This window comes from Aneurinibacillus migulanus (genome assembly GCF_001274715.1).
Lineage (GTDB): Bacteria > Bacillota > Bacilli > Aneurinibacillales > Aneurinibacillaceae > Aneurinibacillus > Aneurinibacillus migulanus.
Genome location: NZ_LGUG01000004.1, coordinates 4927543 through 4944581, shown reverse-complemented (window position 1 = coordinate 4944581; position 17039 = coordinate 4927543). Strand labels below are relative to the sequence as shown.

Sequence of the window (17039 nt, the reverse complement as noted above, 5' to 3'; positions counted from 1 at the left end):
ATGGCGGTGTAGCTCAGCTGGCTAGAGCGTACGGTTCATACCCGTGAGGTCGGGGGTTCGATCCCCTCCGCCGCTACTTTTTATTGACATTTTTTGAGGATAGTATAAAGTAAGTAATATCGACGAAGCTATATATGCAAAGTACAGGGGCATAGTTTAACGGTAGAACAGAGGTCTCCAAAACCTCCAGTGTGGGTTCGATTCCTACTGCCCCTGCCATTTTTATATCGCGCGGAGGGATACCGAAGTGGTCATAACGGGGCGGTCTTGAAAACCGTTAGGGCGCAAGTCCACGGGGGTTCGAATCCCTCTCCCTCCGCCACTATTTTTTTATTTATGGCGGCCGTGGCGAAGTGGTTAACGCATCGGATTGTGGCTCCGACACTCGTGGGTTCGATTCCCATCGGTCGCCCCATAAAGGGCCCTTAGCTCAGTTGGTAGAGCGGTCGGCTCATAACCGATTGGTCGCAGGTTCGAGTCCTGCAGGGCCCACCATTTGTAAGGTATAAGAAGAACCATTTTTTATTAGAGGATATCATTCTAATAAAAAATGGTTCTTTTTTTGATACAATGTGAACACGAGTTATGTAAGAACACAGGTTGTGCGGTAAGAACAAAATAAGGAGGGAACTGATGCTTAATACAGCAAGCTACAGAAGTGCTGACACAATGGTTGGAAGAAGTGAGAAAGAAAGCCGGATTTCCATCATGGAAATTCCGGCTTTTTTGATGCAAGCAATTAGCTATATTGCGGACGAAGCTGAGAACGCTTGTTAACATGTGCTTCTGCTCCAAGGGCTGCAATGGCCCCGTCAGCTGCCGAGAGTACGGCTTGTTTAATCGGTGTGCGACGAGCATCTCCACCTGCAAATACGCCCGGAACATTCGTCTGCAGCATATCATCTACATTGATATATCCCTCAGTGTCACGTGCTACGGAGTCTTTCAAGAAATCAGTGCCTGGTTTCATCCCAGCAAGATACAGGAATACACCGTCAATCTTCCATGTTTCCATCTCTTTTTGATCGTTTTGTACAACAGCTTTTTCTACACTGTTCTCACCGATGATTTCTTTTACACGATATTTTTTGTAAATTTTTACGTTATCTTTTGTTTCAAGTGTAGATAAATCAGCTTGGCCTTTTACATTGCCTGTAGGAATGAGGAAACGTACCTCTTTACAAAATTTCGCTAACGCTTCAGCTTCGTGCACGGCCTCTTCATTATCTCCTGTTACGATAACCGTCCGATCTTGGAAAAACGCAGCATCACAAGTAGAGCAGTAGCTGACCCCGCGACCCGTGAATTCTTCCTCACCTTTGATTTTGCTTGAAGGTGCTTTTGCTCCTACGGCGATGAATACGCTTTTTGCTTTAATTGTTCCTTCCGCTACCTCCAGTTTCTTAATGTCCGGATCGGAAAAATCGACGGAGAGGACTGTAGTACGAACGAAATTAGCCCCGAAATCATGCGCCTGTTCCTGCATACGCTGTAGCAACTCAAGACCTGTTAACTCTTCACGTACACCTGGGTAATTGGCGATCTTATGAGTAATAGCCAGCGTACCTGCTGCCGGTGCCTTGTCGATAACGAGCGTTTTTAGACGGCCGCGTGCCGCATATACCGCTGCTGATGCTCCAGCAGGGCCACCGCCGATTGTAACCAGATCATACACTTCATCGAGAATGCTCTCATCAACGGACCGGAAGATACCAGCTGATGTTTCTTCGTTTTTTGATTTTACGTCGGAAGAAAAGGCTTCCTCTTTCTTTGGCGCCTCGAAGTCTTCTGGAAGATTCAACAGCTTCTTCATCTTAGCTTCCTGGAAGCCAAGTACAAGCTTGCCGTTAATATAGGTAGCAGGTGTCCCAAAGATTTTCTTCTGTTGTAGTTCTTCGAAGTATTCATAGTTCTCCGAAACGTTCCGTTCATCAAATTGTATGCCCCATGCAGTTAGCTGTTCTTTTACCTTTTTGCAGTAAGGACATCCTTGACTTGTGTATACGATTACGTTGTTATCCATACTATCTATCGCCTCCTGGAATTTCTTTTTCTTTTACACGTATTTTTTGAGTTTTAATTAATGTTGGTTCCTTATTACATTTTGTTATTAATTTAAAATCATTATAAATAATTTATTTTCATTATATGAAGCATACACCATTTTGTCAACCTTTTGGATAAAAGAAAAAATGAGACAGATATATCTGCCTCATTTGTACTATGGACTATTCTAAAATTTATCTTCCTCTGCCACACCTTTCGGTACACAAGCAGCAACTGCATGGTGTAATTGCTGATCAAGAATGGAGATGTGAAGCGGGTAAAAAGAAAAAGGTGCTTTTTCATAAGTATACAGTTTTTTGAGGTATTCTCTCGTTTCAGTGAACAGCTTATCCGTATCGATACCGAGTTCTCCGCTCCATGTGTCCGTTGATTTGGCGAGTGCCGCTTCGAATAGGCGAATGGCACCTTCTATGTTTTTGTTGCGAAAATGGTGCAGGCCAACCGCTACCTGCAGCAGAGCCTGTAGCAGGCGATTTCTGCCTTCATTCAACCACAGCTCTTCCATTACTTCATGACACTCATAATAATCCTGTTCTACATTAAAATAATATATATATTCAATATACAATCGATGATACAAAGCTTCTGCCCCTTTCTTGTTCGTCTGCTCATCTACGTACTCATGAGAAATAGTATTGCTTGACGACAGAGAGATAATCGAGGCGTGGCCGATATCCGACAGGAATAAGGTGTCCGTGTTCCTTAATGTATGCATAAGGAATCGATTTGCGCCCGCCCCGGATGGACTCTTTCCAAAAATGTATGATATGTGAAGCATCCAGCACATATGTCTCGTCATGGACGGTAAAGCGGACAATAGCAAATGCGATGCCTCTCTGTTTAACTACCAGACACATATGGTTGATTTGGTGCTCATGAAAGTTGCCAAGGGGCAAGGCTGTCTTATTGCGCGTTTCTTTTGCTTCAAAATCAAGGTACCGACCCTCGAATACACCATTGTAATCAGTTGTCGATGGTTGCCGAAAATAAGCTTCACGGATGACGGCTGCCGAGCGGGAAGGATAGTCGACTTTCACGATTTGAACAGGTGTCGGTTTCTTATGAACGGATGCGATATCATGAGATACGTAATATGCGTTGCTTTCATTTAATTCTTCTTCGAGCGACATGCCACGATTCGCGGCTGAATCCTGTTTACCCTGAACGAGCGCGAGGAATTCTTCCGCTTTCATGCGGTCGGGAAGTCCCGTTCCTTCCCTGTTTACCGTCGGCAGTTTGCCATTAGGATAGCGAATGTTTCGCAATGCGCTCCCTCCTTCTGTATCTCTAGTATAATAACAAAAAGAAACAAAAAGTTATACTGGCGTAGTAATATGGAAAGAAAAAGGAGGTTGTCTGTGATGGATACGGTAAAGAAGCAGATGTTTTCGTTGGACAGCTATCGGATGGAGTGCGGACGGGAGATTCCCGTTACAATTGGTTTTGAAACATACGGACAGTTAAACGAAGCAAAGGATAATGCGATACTTGTCTGCCACTTCTTCAGTGCAACCAGTCACGCAGCAGGAAAATACAGTCCAGACGATACGGAAGTCGGTTGGTGGGATGCCCTCATCGGTCCAGGCAAAGCAATAGATACCGATCGATACTTTGTTATATGCTCGGATACGCTATGTAATATCCAATTCAAAAATCCACATGTCATAACTACTGGACCAAGGAGTATAAATCCACAGACAGGAGAGAGGTATGGCATTACGTTTCCGGTGTTTACATATCGGGATATGACAGGCATTCAACGGGAACTCGTGCGCTCACTTGGAATCGAGAAATTAGTCGCCGTGCTAGGGCCTTCGGCGGGGGGGATACAGACATTGAACTGGGCGGTTCATTATCCCGATATGATGGAAGCGTGTGTAGTTGTGATAAGTGGTGCGCAGATGCCGGTCTTGACTTCACTTGCCTATCTGCAGGCAGCGATTGATGTGATTGCGCTTGATCCGAAGTGGAAAGACGGCGCATATAATGAGGGGGAAGAGCCGGAGGCAGGCCTGCATTTGGCGCTTAGCCTCATGAATCTTGCCGCATACCAGTATGCTTGGTATGATGATGCGTTTTCGCGTGATGCGAAGCGCGACGTCATTTCCACATCATATCAAAGTGTCCCGCCATTTGTACAAAAATTCAGGGGAGCTGTATCTGAGCGTATGCTGCCTTATGATGCAAGTCACTACGTGTACACGGCGCGTGCGGCAATGATGCATGATATCAGCCGGGGGTTCGCTTCGCTGGAAGAGGCATTAGGAAAGATTCGGGCACGGGTGCTAATGATTCCGTGCACTTCAGACTTATTGTTTCCGCCACAGTACAGCAGGCAGGCAGCAGACATAATCAATCGCCAGGGAGGACGCGCTTCATACTATGAAATCGACAGTCCGAATGGACATATGGCAGGAGTGGTGGATGCTCATCTGTTTGCTGAACCATTGGCCGCATTTTTGAGAGGACAGGACATTACATGAGGAGGATTCTATGAACGAGTTTTTACAATTGATTCAGACGAGACGAACGATTGGTAAAGTGACAGATGAGCCGGTGCCCCGTGAACATATCGAGGAGATACTCGAAGCGGGGAACTGGGCTCCTAGTCACTTCAATACCCAGCCGTGGAAATACTTCGTCATGGTAGGCGACGGACGAAAGAAGCTTGGTGAAGCGTATGCGAAAATAGCCCTGCTTGAGAAAGGGGAAGAACTGACGGAAGAAGAGCGGGCAACACTGTATGAGAAAAGCATGAAAAAGGCGTTTCGAGCGCCGCTTGTCATTGCGGTGGCTTGCCTGCCGCACAAGGAAGACTATGTTGTGGAGGCGGAAGAGTACGCTGCGGTCGCAGCCAGCATCCAAAACATGCTTCTCGTAGCGCATGCCCTGGGCTATGGCGCTATCTGGCGTACAGGTGCTCCAAGTTATCATCCGGTTATGAAAGAAACATTCGGGTTGGAAGAAAAGGACGGACTTGTCGGGCTTGTCTACATAGGGAAAGCGGATATGGCCCGTGAATCACGACGTATCCCTATAGATAAGAAAACAGAATGGATAGAATAAAGTAAAGAATGGGGAGCAAACGCGACTTTTTTTCCTCTCTGACTTGACCTTTGATTCTTAGTGAGAAAGAAATCGCTATCTTGCTCCCTTATTCGTATCACACTAAAACACTTTTTTTCGCTCCCGTTCTTCCTTAAGGATTTCAACTGCTTCGCGGAAGCGCTGGGAGTGAACGATTTCACGTTCACGCAAAAAGCTAAGCGAGTCCTTTAAATCGGTATCATCCGTCATGTTAATTAACCATTGATACGTTGCCCGAGCTTTTTCCTCGGCAGCGATATCTTCATATAGGTCCGCAATTGGATCGCCTTTTGCCTGTATATACGTTGCGGTCCATGGTACGCCAGCCGCATTATTGTAAAATAGCGCTTTATCATGGTTAGCGTAATGCGCTCCTAATCCGCATTTTTCCATTTCTTCAGGTGTTGCATCTTTTGTTAGTTTGTACACCATTGTCGCAATCATCTCTAGATGAGCCAGCTCTTCAGTTCCGATATCATTTAAGAGGCCAATAACCTTATCTGGTACCGTATAGCGCTGATTCAGGTAGCGTAGCGCCGCTGCCAGTTCTCCATCTGCGCCTCCGTACTGTTCGATCAAAAACTTGGCCATCCGCACATCGCACTTACTTACACGTACCGGATATTGCAGCTTCTTCTCGTAAATCCACAAGACGGGTTTCCTCCTTCATTTTTACATTATACCTGCCAGGGCCAGGGAGCTTTTCCCCATTGCCAGGGGGTAGGGGAGAAACTATATCCAAAACTGGTGAGCGGCCCATACAGCGCTTCAAAGTTTTTTTTCAATTGCATGCTTCGTTGCACGAACTCATTATATTGGGCGATTGCGGCTTGATCGTTCGGGTGGGTATTGAGATAAAGATTCAGTTCAATGATCACAAAATCGATCTGTTGGATTTCAAGTAGAAGGTCATAGTAGTTATCGCCTGCTTTCTTCATTCGTCCGCCTCCCTTTTCCCATATTTATCTTTATAAGGACTATGGTAGGGGGCATACAAGGCGGGCCAGAGGGTCCCCTGACGCAGGGCTTCGGGTGGCTGATATTGCGGAAGGCCATAAGGCTGAAATCCTAAGTAGAGCTGAGGTGGTGTCTCGTATGTTTTTTTAGTCATGGGAGGACAAGGATCGTAGGGACTTGCGTACACACGATATTTTTTCCGGAAGGTGTGCATGTATTCGTTCAGACTCCTTTCCATATGTTCAATCTTTCCTATAAATATGGGCTTGGAATTGAATAAAGTACAATTTTTGAAAAAAGGGACAAACGTCATCTTTCGACAAAAAACGCTGTCCATTTCCATGGACAACGCTTTCAGTCTCGATTTTCTCTTGTGTTTTTACAGAAGTATGGTATAAATGAAAAGGCAGAAAACATACTTCGAGGATTCGAACATCCAAAATTAATATGATGGAGGAAGCGTATGCAGTATGCAATTATCGGCCTGCTTTTGCTTGGTATTGGGATTTTAATTTATTCTTTCTATAGAGAGAAGGATCAAACTGCTCAATTGGAAGAAAAAGTTGAGAATTTGTCTATCCAAATTCTTAAAGAAATCCATCAAATCCAAGGTAAACTAGGTATACAAGGGAATCACAAGACTGGAGAGAATCGTCGCGCGAAAGAAAAGCTAAAGGAGAAGAAGGAAGGTGCCTAAAATAACGAAACAAGGTCTGCGAGGATTCGCAGCCGGCATTTTGTTTTCCGTTGCGGTGCTTTCACTCGCTTACTATAACGAACTTCCAAATCAGGCGGCTCCGGCCCAAGCAGAAAGTACGCAGAAGGCTGATCCGGCAAGTGAGCCGATTAAAGAAATTAAAATACCGCAGGGGGCTCCGGCGAATGCTGGTCAACAGTCGCAAGCAAATCCGCCAGTACAGCCTGAAAAGAAACGATACATGTACAATTTGGTTATAGAAAAGGGTATGAGTCCGGAAGAAGTAGCTAAGAAGCTGCAAGAGGCACATATTATTTCTGATCAAAGGTTATTAGTGAAATATTTGAACGATTTTAGCTTGATGGGCTCTGTACGGTATGGCACATATGATTTGAACAGCGATATGCAAATTCCGGAAATCGCAAAAATAATAACGAAAGCAAAAGCAAAATAAAGAAGAGGCGCCTATACCGGCTTATCACCGGTGATGGTGCCTTATTTTTTTGGATAAGAAAGCAGGCGTTGCTATAGAAGAATTACCCATGCATACGTTGTGGCTTTGTTTATCACGCTATAAAAGGATTCATCTGAATCCGACACATGTACATGGGAGGGAATTATACATGTCGCAACGTTTGCAGGATATCATGACTCGTCAGGTAGCTACGGTACAACCGCACCAATCACTCGAAGAAGCGGCTAGAATTATGAACGATTATAACGTAGGGGCTGTTCCTGTCGTAGAGAACGGGCAATGTGTTGGAATGATTACGGACCGCGATATCGCCATTCGTGCTTCCGCACAAAACCGTGATAGCCAAACGCAAGTGCGTAATGTAATGACCCATAATATCGTTACGGCTCCAGCACAGATGGATGTTCATGAAGCTGCCGATCTTATGGCGAAAAATCAAATTCGTCGTCTACCTGTAGTGGACAACAATCAAGTGGTCGGTATTGTTGCTCTAGGAGACTTAGCGGTACAAAATATTTATCGGAATGAAGCGGGTGACGCTCTTTCTGATATCTCCCAAAACAATCCTACCCAAGGATAAACTGGAGCACAGGGACGGACAATGTAGCCTCCGCCCTGTGCTTTGTCATTTATTCTGCTCCACTTTCGGGAAGCAAACTATGTGCAGAGGTGACTTTATAATGAATAAAACAGTAAAATCGTTTGTCGCCGCTTCGCTTGTTTTGACAATGACCAGTGTACTCGCCGCTTGTGGGCCACGTGCCGGTACAGATAATGGAACAAACACACAATCTGGAACATATCGATTAAATCAATATAATACGAACGGTACCACAATGGACGATAATTTTGGTATCCGTCCGTACGGTACCCAGCAGTATGGACTCAGACCTGATATGGCGCATACGTATCCTCATCCGAATATGATTCCTGGACGTTATAATACGTATGGCGTACATCCATATGAATTAGGTCAGCAGGATCAGAAAGTAGCGGAACGTGTTGCACAGCTTGCGGCCAATGTAAATGGAGTAACACGTGCCACAGCGGTAGTAGATGGCCGTGACGCGGTTATTGGTATTGAAGGGGCTACGGCATCCAATATGAAAACGCTGGAACGTAATGTGCATGAAGCAGTCAAGAGGGCCGAGCCGGGTTATACTGTTCATGTAACATCTGATCAAGCATTGACACAACGCATTCGTACGCTTAACTCCCGTATGACGGGTGCAGGAACCCGGACACTACAGACGGATGGAGAGGATATTCGTACGCTTATCCGCGACATTGGCCGTTCTGTTACCGCCCCGTTCCGCTAACAAAAACAAGCTGAATAAAAGAGAATGCCTTAAAGCGAGGCATTCTCTTTTTCTTTTTTGCGGCAAGGAAACGTGATATAGTTAATTGTGTTTAAGATTAGGAAGAAGCGGAGGCAGTTTTACATATATGGCTAAGGCAGAACCACGAAAAACATTTGCAATTATCTCGCACCCTGATGCAGGTAAAACGACATTGACTGAGAAATTACTGTACTTCGGCGGTGCGATTCATACGGCAGGTATGGTGAAAAGCCGCAAATCAAAACAAGCGACATCAGATTGGATGGAAATCGAGAAGCAGCGCGGCATTTCTGTTACATCAAGCGTTATGCAGTTCTCTTATGACGGGTATGCTGTTAATATTCTGGATACACCGGGACACCAAGACTTTAGTGAAGATACGTATCGTACGTTAACAGCGGCTGATAGCGCGGTTATGTTGATTGATGCGGCTAAAGGGGTAGAACCGCAAACGATTAAGCTGTTTGAAGTGTGTCGTATGCGTAAAATCCCGATTTTCACATTTATCAATAAGATGGATAGGGATTCGAAGGAACCACTGGCTCTTCTTGAAGAACTGGAAGAAGTACTCGGCATCCGTTCTTGCCCGATGAGTTGGCCGATAGGCTCCGGCATAGACTTCCAGGGCATATATGATCGGGAAAAGCAACATGTGGAGCTGTTTAAGCGCGGGGAGAAAGAACGTAATATCATTCCCCTGTTCCAGGATGAAGAGAACAATGAGAAAGTAAAGTCGATTATCGGAGAGTCGTTGTATGCGAAGCTTGAAGAGGATATTGAACTGCTAGACATTGCAGGAGATCCGTTCGACAAAGAAAAAATCGACAGCGGCTTACTGACGCCTGTTTTCTTTGGGAGCGCGCTAACAAATTTTGGAGTGGAAGCGTTCCTGGAATATTTCCTGCGGTTGGCGCCCGCTCCCGCTCCGCGTATGAGTGATAAGGGAGAGATATCTCCGGATAGTAATAAATTCTCCGGCTTTATTTTTAAAATCCAGGCGAATATGAACCCGGCGCACCGTGATCGTATTGCGTTCTTGCGCATCGTATCGGGGACGTTCACGCGAGGCATGTCCGTTCAGCATGTCCGTACTGGAAGACGGGTCAAATTATCACAACCTCAGCAATTTCTTGCTCAGGAACGCAATATTGTAGAGGATGCATATCCGGGTGATATTATAGGTTTGTTTGATCCCGGTACTTTTGGCATCGGGGATACGCTTGTGGAAGGCAATCAAGCGTTTTCTTTTGGTGGAATTCCACATTTTTCCCCGGAGATTTTTGCCCGGGTGCGTGCGAAAGATGCAATGAAGCATAAGCAGTTCCATAAAGGCATGCAGCAGTTAACGGAAGAAGGGGCTGTCCAATATTTCACCACGGCTGCTCCCGGCGCTGAGACGCTCATTCTTGGCGTCGTAGGCCAGTTGCAGCTTGAAGTGTTCGAACACCGAATGCGAGGCGAATACGGCGTAGAGGTTGAAGTGCAACCGTTAGGCTATTCGCTGGCCCGCTGGATAAAAGGAGATAAAAAGGAACATGAATTGAATTTAATCCAGTATGGAGGAAGCCTGACAGTGCGTGATCGAGAAGGCAGGCTAGTCGTACTGCTTGAGAATGAGTTCGCCGAGCGCTGGGCAAAAGAAAAGAATCCAGATGTAGAATTTACCAGCACTTCGTACGAGTAACACACTCCTTTATAGAAATTTACGGATGAGCGGTTTAATACTATCAATACCGATGGCAAAGCCGAGCCCATGGTTGTCCCGGATGATAAAGGCATTCATGCCGACGGCTTCACCGTTCATATTGATGAGCGGCCCGCCGCTGTTGCCAGGATTAATGGCGGCATCTGTCTGAATAATATCTTCATACTTCCGGCCGGCGATTTGTACCGGCCGGTTTTTTGCGCTGATAATACCGGTTGTTACCGTATTTTCAAGGCCGAGGGGATTGCCGATAGAGATAACGAGTTCACCTACCTGGGTTTCGGTAGAAGAGCCGAGAGGAAGTACGGGAAGAGCACCTCGACTTGCGATATGAAGAAGGGCAAGATCGCGGGCCTGATCGCGCCAGATTACTTCTCCCTGCTTCATTTCTCCAGAAGTTAATTTGACATGAATAGCTTTTGCGTTATGGACCACATGCTCGCTCGTCAATACGTAACCACGTGGGTGAATGATGAACCCGGTCCCGAAGCTGCGGCGTACCTCCTTACTCGGCGCCTGAGAGTTAGGAAATAGAAATTGATGGAGGATTTTTGTCATTTTTCGGTTTACGGCATAATCTTCCGTCGTAATAGAAATGATAGCCGGCTTTGCTTTTTCCACAATGGGGACGAAATAGTTGGCAGGATGCATATAGGAAGGCTGACGGAAAGTACGCATAACATGCGAGGTTTTTCGTTTCAATCGTTTTCCTCCTTCCTGTCTGAATAAAAGAATATAGATGAATGAGCATGCCACTTAGCAGTAAACGTTATTTATAATAGTGTATGTAGCGGCTGGGACAATGTGAAGGTAATTATTTTCTTGCAATTCGTATAAAGCAGACAGCTTTTGTTTATGCTAGAAAATATCGGAATTTGAATGCTGATGAACATAAGGAGGTCCCACAATGAATGATACGCCGCTGTCAATTTACACAGGGCAGATTTTCAGACCTTATGCCTGGAAAGCGAATTTTGACATGGATTTCTCATCTGGATGCATATACTGTGATTCGGATGCAAGTCTCAAGGGGTATGCCGTGGAGGATGAGCAAGGCGCTACCGCCAAAGTAGCGATTTGCCCTTCATGTCAAAAAATTAACGCCCGTTATTAAGATGGGTTAAAATTTCCTTTTCCTGAATACATATATGGCAATTGACACAACGGTGCCGTAATGGGAAAGGGGAAGAACAATGGAAAAACAGTGTACGCGCTGTAACCATGTGATGCATTTATATTTACGTAAGCTCGTGTATATGAACCATACGCAAATTGAACATGTGCCAATGTACCGATGCTGCTATTGTGAGCATCACGAACTTGTAGAACAAGTAAAGGAAGATTTAAAGCAGTGTCTGCAGCATCTTCGAATGGTAGGAGAGCAAAGAGCGATTTCGTTTGCCGAGCATTCTGCATTTACTCGTATGATGCTGGAGGGCTGTACGTCTGAGATTTCGTTTGACGTGGATGAATGGCTGGATTTGTACCTTCTCGTGCAGTCGCTTGGAGATACATTATGGCAGTATCAGATTATAGAGACGCTACGACGGACACAACAATGAAATTGTGAATAAAGTTTTACAATTATTGAGAAATATGAGCGAATCCTATGAAGCGGCCTGGAGTTTGGTAGACTTTTCCTAGCTTATTCTATTACAATAGAATCAAATCAGTACAGGGGGGTACGCTCATATGGGTGGGCAACAAATTGCAATTTTTGGGTTAATTGGTTCCATGGCGATTCCGCTCATTTTGTTAACCACAATGTTCATTGCAGCAAAGAGGAAAAACCGTAAAGCATAAGAGGCTATAAAAAAGCCCCTGCCCATTCGATGGTTAGGGGTTTTACTGTTTGCTGGATTTGTATTGTTTGTTTTACAAAGTAATAGGTCCCTTTCTCATTCAGTGAGAAGGGGACCTTTCATTACTTCATTGTACAATGTAACGTGAAATTAGAAATTTTGCATAGTAGACCATACATCAAGCTTTGTTCTTACACGTTCGATTACATTGTCTGTAAACTCGCTCGTCGTAACGCTTCCCCCAAGATCGGCAGTGCGCACGCCCTGGCTTACTGCTTCAATCGTTGCTTCGTAAATAGCACGGGAAGCCATAGTAGATTTTTGATCATGGAAGTATGTGAGCAGAGAAGCAGAAGCAAGAATCATGGCCATTGGGTTAGCAATATTCTTGCCTTGAAGCGCAGGAGCGGTACCGTGCGGAGCTTCCACCATAACGGCCTGCGTATTGAATTCTTCGTCGAATCCGAGCAGAACAGACTCTGCACCCGCAATGGAACCGAACATTTGTAGTACCATGTCGCTCAAGCAATCACCGTCACGGTTCAGTGCCGGGATAACCATCGCATCGCCTGCAGAGGACAACAGCAGCGCGTAGGTAGCATCGATTAATTGCGGTTCGTATTTAACCGTTGGATAACGCTTGCTGGCAGCATCCATCTCTTCTTTCAGCATGCCTTCATATACCGGGCTTACCGTATATTTTGGGCCACCGAATACTTTAGCATTCGTTTTTTGTGCGTGACGGAATGCGAACTCTGCAACTGCACGGCATGTTTTGCGGTCTACTTTTTCTGTACGATAAGCGACTTCATCTACGCCGTCTCCTTCACGCCATTCCTTTGCACCATATGCATCGCCAACGGCCATGCGCACGACAGAAATCGGAGCATATGCGCCAGCTACCGGGCGAATACCTGGAATACGGCGACCTGTGCGAAGGATAACTTTCCCGTCGATTTCCCGACGAAGGATAGCGTTCGGGCTTCCTACAGAGCCTTTTTCTTCTGGCGTAATAGTTGCTGCTTTAAGGCCAAAGCCTGTCCGTTTCATAGCACGAGCTGCTTCATGAACCACTTCATTGTTCGTTTTTTTACGGTTTTCAAGGCTTAAGTCATACGTTTCAAAATCAATTTCAAAGCCGATAACATCTGGCTGTAGTACACGCAGTGCTTCATCGAGAAGCTCTTGTCCGGTCTGGTCACCTTGCATTACCACTACTGTTTTTTTCATATCTGTAACCACCTCTTCTGAAATCTTACACATTCTACTTTTCAACCTCAACCTTCCTTATTATGCACGAATCCGTGAAATATCTCAATTGTTATTGACAGCATTTGTATGAAGAAGCCCGGAAAATTTGGAGAAACTATAGAACATACGAATTGATTCTTTCCGGAGGATAAAAATATGGTACAGAAGATGCATATGGAACCACTAACCGCGATAGAGTTAGTGCAATTGGAAGCACGAATGAGTCAGGAAGAAATGTTATGTGAAACATATATGAATGCTGCTACTCATACCGTAACGACAGAGCTAAAAGAAGTATGTGGACAGATGGCGGTACGACACCAGAAGAATTATCAGCTGCTGTGCCAGATGCTCAATCAGCATCAGCATCCACCGCAGGGAGTCCAATAGGAAGGGGACGAAATAATGCCGGTGACAGATAAACAAATCGCAACAGAATTGTTGGCATACGAAAAAATGATGGTAACAGCTTATGCGCAAACTATTTCAGAGACAAGTTGCCCAGAGCTTCGACAGGGCTTTCAGCAACTGTTGAGTCATTCAGCGCAGAACGTGGCAGCCATTGGCCAGGTGATGACGGCTAACGGCTGGACAGCTCCACGCTATGCGTTGCCGGATGAGGTGATTCAAGTAGCAGAGCAAGCCAGTCAGACTTATCAAAATCTGCAACAAACAGTGACCGCATGGCAAGCTGCGGAAGCGTCGGCAATAAAGACGGAAGCGGAGCGATCCGCCAGACAATAAAGTGAAATTTCCCTTATCAAGATAAAGAGTGTACAATCGGTTGGCCCATGTGGTAAGTGTGATATGATAGAAAAGAAAAGCCAATCGAGCAAAAGGAGGGAAAGATATGAAGGAACTAACAACAGTGGAGGAATTAGACCGATTCTTACAAGAAAATCCAGAAGCGGTTCTATTAAAGCATAGTACGACTTGCCCGATCAGCAGTCAAGCATATGATGAATTCATGAAGTACGCAGAACAGGAAGGTATTAAACCGTGGGCGCTTGTCATCGTACAGACAGCCCGTCCGGTGTCTAATGAAATCGCAGAACGCTTCGGTGTGAAACATGAATCCCCACAGGTGCTTTATGTTAAGAACGACAGCGTTGCATGGCATACTTCACACTGGAATATTACGGAGAAGAATTTGAAGGAATCCATTGCATAAGAACGAAGCGGAAAGACAGGTGCTTCGTGCTGATATGCAATAGAAGAGGGTGTAGGGAAACAAATGTCCTTACACCCCTTTCTATAGTAATTACACCCTCATTTTGGCGTGCATAGCAGAATTAAGTGAAATGAGGTAGCTGTCCATATTTATTTCCACTCGAACTCCAATATATCTCCTGTTTTAATTGGATCCTGAAAGGATGCAGGGCTTCCGTTAATCGTAATGACAAGGTTTTTTCCCGGTTCGGTGGCGTGCAGGTTGTCACTTACATAACGAAATACGTCGCTGAATACAGGCTCCTGCTTAAAGCGAACGTCTACAGTAATCGATGCATGCGCACGAATGGGGTCGGTAAGCATGGCACGCTCGCCATCCAGATAAATCTCCATCTCGCTGGAAGGGATTTGAACTTTTTGACCATTAAATGTAACAAGCGTATGTATTTCAGTTTGCTCTGTAAGTGGCAGCACATCCTTAATCGAAGGCAGCGATACAGCTTGCGCTTGATAGCTGATTACGTCGTTTTTCTTCACTTTATTGTCCAGTTGCGCTTCTTGTCCGTTGATTGTAAATAGGTAGGCTGAATATTCGTAATGCGCAGCCTGTCCATTTACAGTATAAAGAATCCGATGCCTCTCCATATCGGTGGTGTACGCTTCTGCCTCTGTCAAAACCTCACGCAATGTAGCCGGAAGACGGATCTCTATCTCATCACGGTCTGTAAGCGGCGTATCCCAGTCTGCTTCCTGTCCATTAATAAGCACCAGGGGAGATAACGACAGTGGAGTTTCATTCAACTGAACATCCAACGTATCTATACTTTCATTTTCCGCAATTTGGATTGGCTTAGCGGAGGCTGGGGCACCGTCTTGTCCCGGTGTAAAGCTCAAACGATCCCCTTCTTGCACAGGCGTATCCAATGCAACGGACTCGCCGTTTAGCAAGAGAACAGGAGCGGTGCCATGCTCGCCTGGTATAATCTTCATTCTTCCATTTATATGAATGGTCATCGCCAATCCGGGACGGCCGTGCAATCGCTTGATATCTACTCCGGCATATAATAGCACGTCCCCTACAGTCATTTGTTTCAAATCAAAAATGCGCAGAGGTTCTTCATTTAGATACACGGTTAAGTATTTAATCGGATGTTTCTCTGCAGCTACTGCAATACCGAGCGGCGTAACGAATTCAGGTCCCCTTAGATCGACTTTTTCTGTAAATGATTGGATAGCGTCAGTTCCGCGGACAGCTACACGGGCTTGGGGCAGACGAAGGCGTTCTGCGATCTTCTCTGACAGGCGTGGTGTTAAGCTTCCACCGCCGATAAGCATGACCGCCTGCGGTGGTCGACTATTTAACTCCATAATACGCTCACTGATTAAGTCTGCCAGATTATCGATATCAGGTTCGATTTGTCCGATGATTTCGTCGCGGGAATAGGTGGACTCCATACCGAGAATATCAGAAAATGTAACTTCTTCCTGTTCTGCCAGCTTACGTTTTACTTCTTCGGCTACGGTAAAATCCAGCAGATACGCCTGGCTGAGTGAATCAGTAATTTCATCTCCAGCGGTTGGCACCATGCCATAGGCGGTTACGGTTCCTTCCCCTGTAATAGCGATATCAGATGTGCCTGCCCCAATATCCACCAACGCAACGTTTAGGCGACGCATTGTCGAAGGTACGAGAACGTTAATAGCGGCGATTGGCTCCAGAGTAAGGGCGCGCATCTCTAAGCCAGCGCGTTTCAGGGCAGCAATGAGGGAGTCGACGACCATGCGAGGCAGGAATGTAGCGATGACTTCCACCCGTGCCTCGCTTCCACGTTGTTCCACCAGGCTACCGATCATTTCACCGTCCAAATAATAATTAACGATGCTATATCCTACGCAATAATATTGGTTAAAATCATTTGCTTTATGTTCTTCGGCCAGAATGTGCTGCGCCTTTTGGACAGCTGTCAATTCAAGCGCGACAATGTCATTGTGCGCAAGCTGGCCCAATCCAGAAATATCCTGTGCCACATCGATGCGCTGTGTATGAAGGGAGCGGCCAGCCGCGGCTACGGCTACATTCGTAAGTGTAACGTTCAGCTTATCTTCAAGCCGTTGTTTTACACGGGTAATTACATCGGCTACCGCCATCACGTCGTGAATTTGACCGTCTAGCATAGAACGTTCCTCGTGCTCTTCGCGTTCATAACCAAGGACGGCGAACTTTCCTCCTGGAACGGGTGCTGCCAGTAGACCAACTACGCTTCGCGTCCCGATGTCTAGCGCGAATATGTGATTGTTATTTTCTATATACATACATTGCAACTCCTCCAATGAAAAGCGTATCCCTCTCTAGCAGTTAGGGAATATGTAAGGTATTCGCTTTAGGGTAAGAAATTCCTTTTTTCTATTTTCATAGAAAGGCTGACAAAGAAAAAAGAATAAGTTATAATACAGGTTAAATATTTTTTGAAAATTATCTGAAAAAAGT

The 17039-nt window shown here is 45.5% G+C and carries 22 protein-coding genes and 5 tRNA genes; 18 read left to right on the top strand and 9 right to left on the bottom strand.

The features are described from left to right. The first annotated feature begins 2 nt into the window (after positions 1–2). The 6 genes from AF333_RS25710 (at position 3) to AF333_RS33985 (ending at position 777) form a co-directional block, all read left to right on the top strand. Positions 3–76, top strand: a tRNA-Met gene (locus AF333_RS25710). Positions 77–145: 69 nt separating this feature from the next. Continuing rightward, positions 146–219 (top strand) — tRNA-Trp (locus AF333_RS25705). 14 nt (positions 220–233) lie between these two features. Beyond that, a tRNA-Ser gene (locus tag AF333_RS25700) sits at positions 234–322 on the top strand. A gap of 17 nt (positions 323–339) precedes the next feature. After that, positions 340–415: transfer RNA gene (locus AF333_RS25695), tRNA-His, on the top strand. A 4-nt stretch (positions 416–419) separates the two neighbouring features. Beyond that, positions 420–495, top strand: a tRNA-Ile gene (locus tag AF333_RS25690). Between the two features lie 138 nt (positions 496–633). Further along, the gene (locus tag AF333_RS33985) at positions 634–777 is read left to right on the top strand and encodes a hypothetical protein (RefSeq protein ID WP_158502521.1); all 144 of its coding nucleotides are present in this window, start codon (positions 634–636) and stop codon (positions 775–777) included. Here the strand turns inward: AF333_RS33985 and AF333_RS25685 are convergent. The 3 genes from AF333_RS25685 to recU all read right to left on the bottom strand — a co-directional run bounded on the left by AF333_RS25685 (position 740) and on the right by recU (position 3332). Next, positions 740–2023 (bottom strand): FAD-dependent oxidoreductase, encoded by a 1284-nt coding sequence (locus AF333_RS25685; RefSeq protein WP_074714777.1) that lies wholly within the window; start codon positions 2021–2023, stop codon positions 740–742. The two genes, AF333_RS33985 and AF333_RS25685, sit on opposite strands and share 38 nt — an antisense overlap. 210 nt (positions 2024–2233) lie before the next feature. After that, the gene (locus AF333_RS25680; protein ID WP_043068236.1) at positions 2234–2647 is read right to left on the bottom strand and encodes a DUF309 domain-containing protein; all 414 of its coding nucleotides are present in this window, start codon (positions 2645–2647) and stop codon (positions 2234–2236) included. Between the two features lie 40 nt (positions 2648–2687). Then, positions 2688–3332 (bottom strand): Holliday junction resolvase RecU, encoded by a 645-nt coding sequence (gene recU, locus AF333_RS25675; RefSeq protein WP_235355971.1) that lies wholly within the window; start codon positions 3330–3332, stop codon positions 2688–2690. 96 nt (positions 3333–3428) lie between these two features. Between recU and AF333_RS25670 the strand changes: the two genes are divergently transcribed. Together AF333_RS25670 and AF333_RS25665 are read left to right on the top strand one after the other, a co-directional pair. Next, positions 3429–4550, top strand: a complete 1122-nt coding sequence (locus AF333_RS25670) for an alpha/beta fold hydrolase (RefSeq protein ID WP_043068235.1) — start codon at positions 3429–3431, stop codon at positions 4548–4550. Positions 4551–4560: 10 nt separating this feature from the next. After that, positions 4561–5133, top strand: a complete 573-nt coding sequence (locus tag AF333_RS25665; protein ID WP_043068234.1) for a nitroreductase family protein — start codon at positions 4561–4563, stop codon at positions 5131–5133. 102 nt (positions 5134–5235) lie between these two features. Here the strand turns inward: AF333_RS25665 and AF333_RS25660 are convergent, their stop codons facing one another. From AF333_RS25660 to AF333_RS25650, 3 genes are read right to left on the bottom strand one after another with little or no spacing between them, the layout of a single operon-like run. Further along, positions 5236–5805 carry a manganese catalase family protein gene (locus tag AF333_RS25660; RefSeq protein ID WP_043068233.1) on the bottom strand — a complete coding sequence of 190 codons (570 nt, stop codon included), beginning with the start codon at positions 5803–5805 and terminating at the stop codon, positions 5236–5238. 26 nt (positions 5806–5831) lie between these two features. Further along, positions 5832–6092, bottom strand: coding sequence for a spore coat protein CotJB (locus tag AF333_RS25655; protein WP_043068232.1), 261 nt, complete (start codon positions 6090–6092; stop codon positions 5832–5834). Beyond that, positions 6089–6325 carry a spore coat associated protein CotJA gene (locus tag AF333_RS25650; RefSeq protein WP_043068326.1) on the bottom strand — a complete coding sequence of 79 codons (237 nt, stop codon included), beginning with the start codon at positions 6323–6325 and terminating at the stop codon, positions 6089–6091. The genes AF333_RS25655 and AF333_RS25650 overlap by 4 nt, the downstream gene beginning before the upstream one ends. Before the next feature lie 249 nt (positions 6326–6574). Between AF333_RS25650 and AF333_RS25645 the strand changes: the two genes are divergently transcribed. From AF333_RS25645 to AF333_RS25625, 5 genes are all read left to right on the top strand, one after another. Continuing rightward, positions 6575–6808 (top strand): hypothetical protein, encoded by a 234-nt coding sequence (locus AF333_RS25645; protein WP_043068231.1) that lies wholly within the window; start codon positions 6575–6577, stop codon positions 6806–6808. Next, positions 6801–7262: an endolytic transglycosylase MltG gene (locus tag AF333_RS25640; protein WP_052812355.1), complete on the top strand. Its 462-nt coding sequence runs from the start codon at positions 6801–6803 to the stop codon at positions 7260–7262. Before AF333_RS25645 ends, AF333_RS25640 begins: the two co-directional genes overlap by 8 nt. Before the next feature lie 169 nt (positions 7263–7431). After that, positions 7432–7863, top strand: coding sequence for a CBS domain-containing protein (locus AF333_RS25635; RefSeq protein ID WP_043068230.1), 432 nt, complete (start codon positions 7432–7434; stop codon positions 7861–7863). Between the two features lie 100 nt (positions 7864–7963). Further along, complete coding sequence (locus AF333_RS25630; protein ID WP_043068229.1) at positions 7964–8602, top strand: YhcN/YlaJ family sporulation lipoprotein; 639 nt, start codon at positions 7964–7966, stop codon at positions 8600–8602. A gap of 127 nt (positions 8603–8729) precedes the next feature. Further along, the gene (locus AF333_RS25625; RefSeq protein WP_043068228.1) at positions 8730–10307 is read left to right on the top strand and encodes a peptide chain release factor 3; all 1578 of its coding nucleotides are present in this window, start codon (positions 8730–8732) and stop codon (positions 10305–10307) included. 9 nt (positions 10308–10316) lie between these two features. On the opposite strand, the gene AF333_RS25620 is transcribed toward AF333_RS25625, so the two are convergent. Beyond that, complete coding sequence (locus AF333_RS25620) at positions 10317–11030, bottom strand: S1C family serine protease (RefSeq protein WP_235356709.1); 714 nt, start codon at positions 11028–11030, stop codon at positions 10317–10319. 205 nt (positions 11031–11235) lie between these two features. Between AF333_RS25620 and AF333_RS25615 the strand changes: the two genes are divergently transcribed. Both AF333_RS25615 and AF333_RS25610 read left to right on the top strand, forming a co-directional pair. Next, on the top strand, positions 11236–11442 hold the full coding sequence (locus tag AF333_RS25615) for a hypothetical protein (RefSeq protein ID WP_043068227.1): 207 nt from the start codon (positions 11236–11238) through the stop codon (positions 11440–11442). Positions 11443–11521: 79 nt separating this feature from the next. Continuing rightward, entirely contained in the window at positions 11522–11890 is a 369-nt protein-coding gene (locus AF333_RS25610) for a hypothetical protein (protein WP_043068226.1), read from the top strand. A 390-nt stretch (positions 11891–12280) separates the two neighbouring features. Here AF333_RS25610 and AF333_RS25605 read toward each other — a convergent pair whose 3' ends face one another. After that, a complete protein-coding gene (locus AF333_RS25605) occupies positions 12281–13360 on the bottom strand; it encodes an isocitrate/isopropylmalate family dehydrogenase (protein WP_043068225.1) in 1080 nt (359 codons plus the stop codon). A 177-nt stretch (positions 13361–13537) separates the two neighbouring features. Here AF333_RS25605 and AF333_RS25600 point away from each other — a divergent pair, with 177 nt between their 5' ends. The 3 genes from AF333_RS25600 (at position 13538) to ytxJ (ending at position 14552) form a co-directional block, all read left to right on the top strand. After that, entirely contained in the window at positions 13538–13771 is a 234-nt protein-coding gene (locus tag AF333_RS25600) for a hypothetical protein (RefSeq protein ID WP_043068224.1), read from the top strand. Between the two features lie 15 nt (positions 13772–13786). Continuing rightward, complete coding sequence (locus AF333_RS25595) at positions 13787–14125, top strand: spore coat protein (RefSeq protein ID WP_043068223.1); 339 nt, start codon at positions 13787–13789, stop codon at positions 14123–14125. A gap of 106 nt (positions 14126–14231) precedes the next feature. Next, positions 14232–14552, top strand: coding sequence for a bacillithiol system redox-active protein YtxJ (gene ytxJ / locus AF333_RS25590; protein ID WP_043068222.1), 321 nt, complete (start codon positions 14232–14234; stop codon positions 14550–14552). Between the two features lie 149 nt (positions 14553–14701). Here the strand turns inward: ytxJ and AF333_RS25585 are convergent, their stop codons facing one another. After that, positions 14702–16864 (bottom strand): cell division protein FtsA, encoded by a 2163-nt coding sequence (locus AF333_RS25585; protein WP_043068221.1) that lies wholly within the window; start codon positions 16862–16864, stop codon positions 14702–14704. Positions 16865–17039 lie beyond the last annotated feature (175 nt).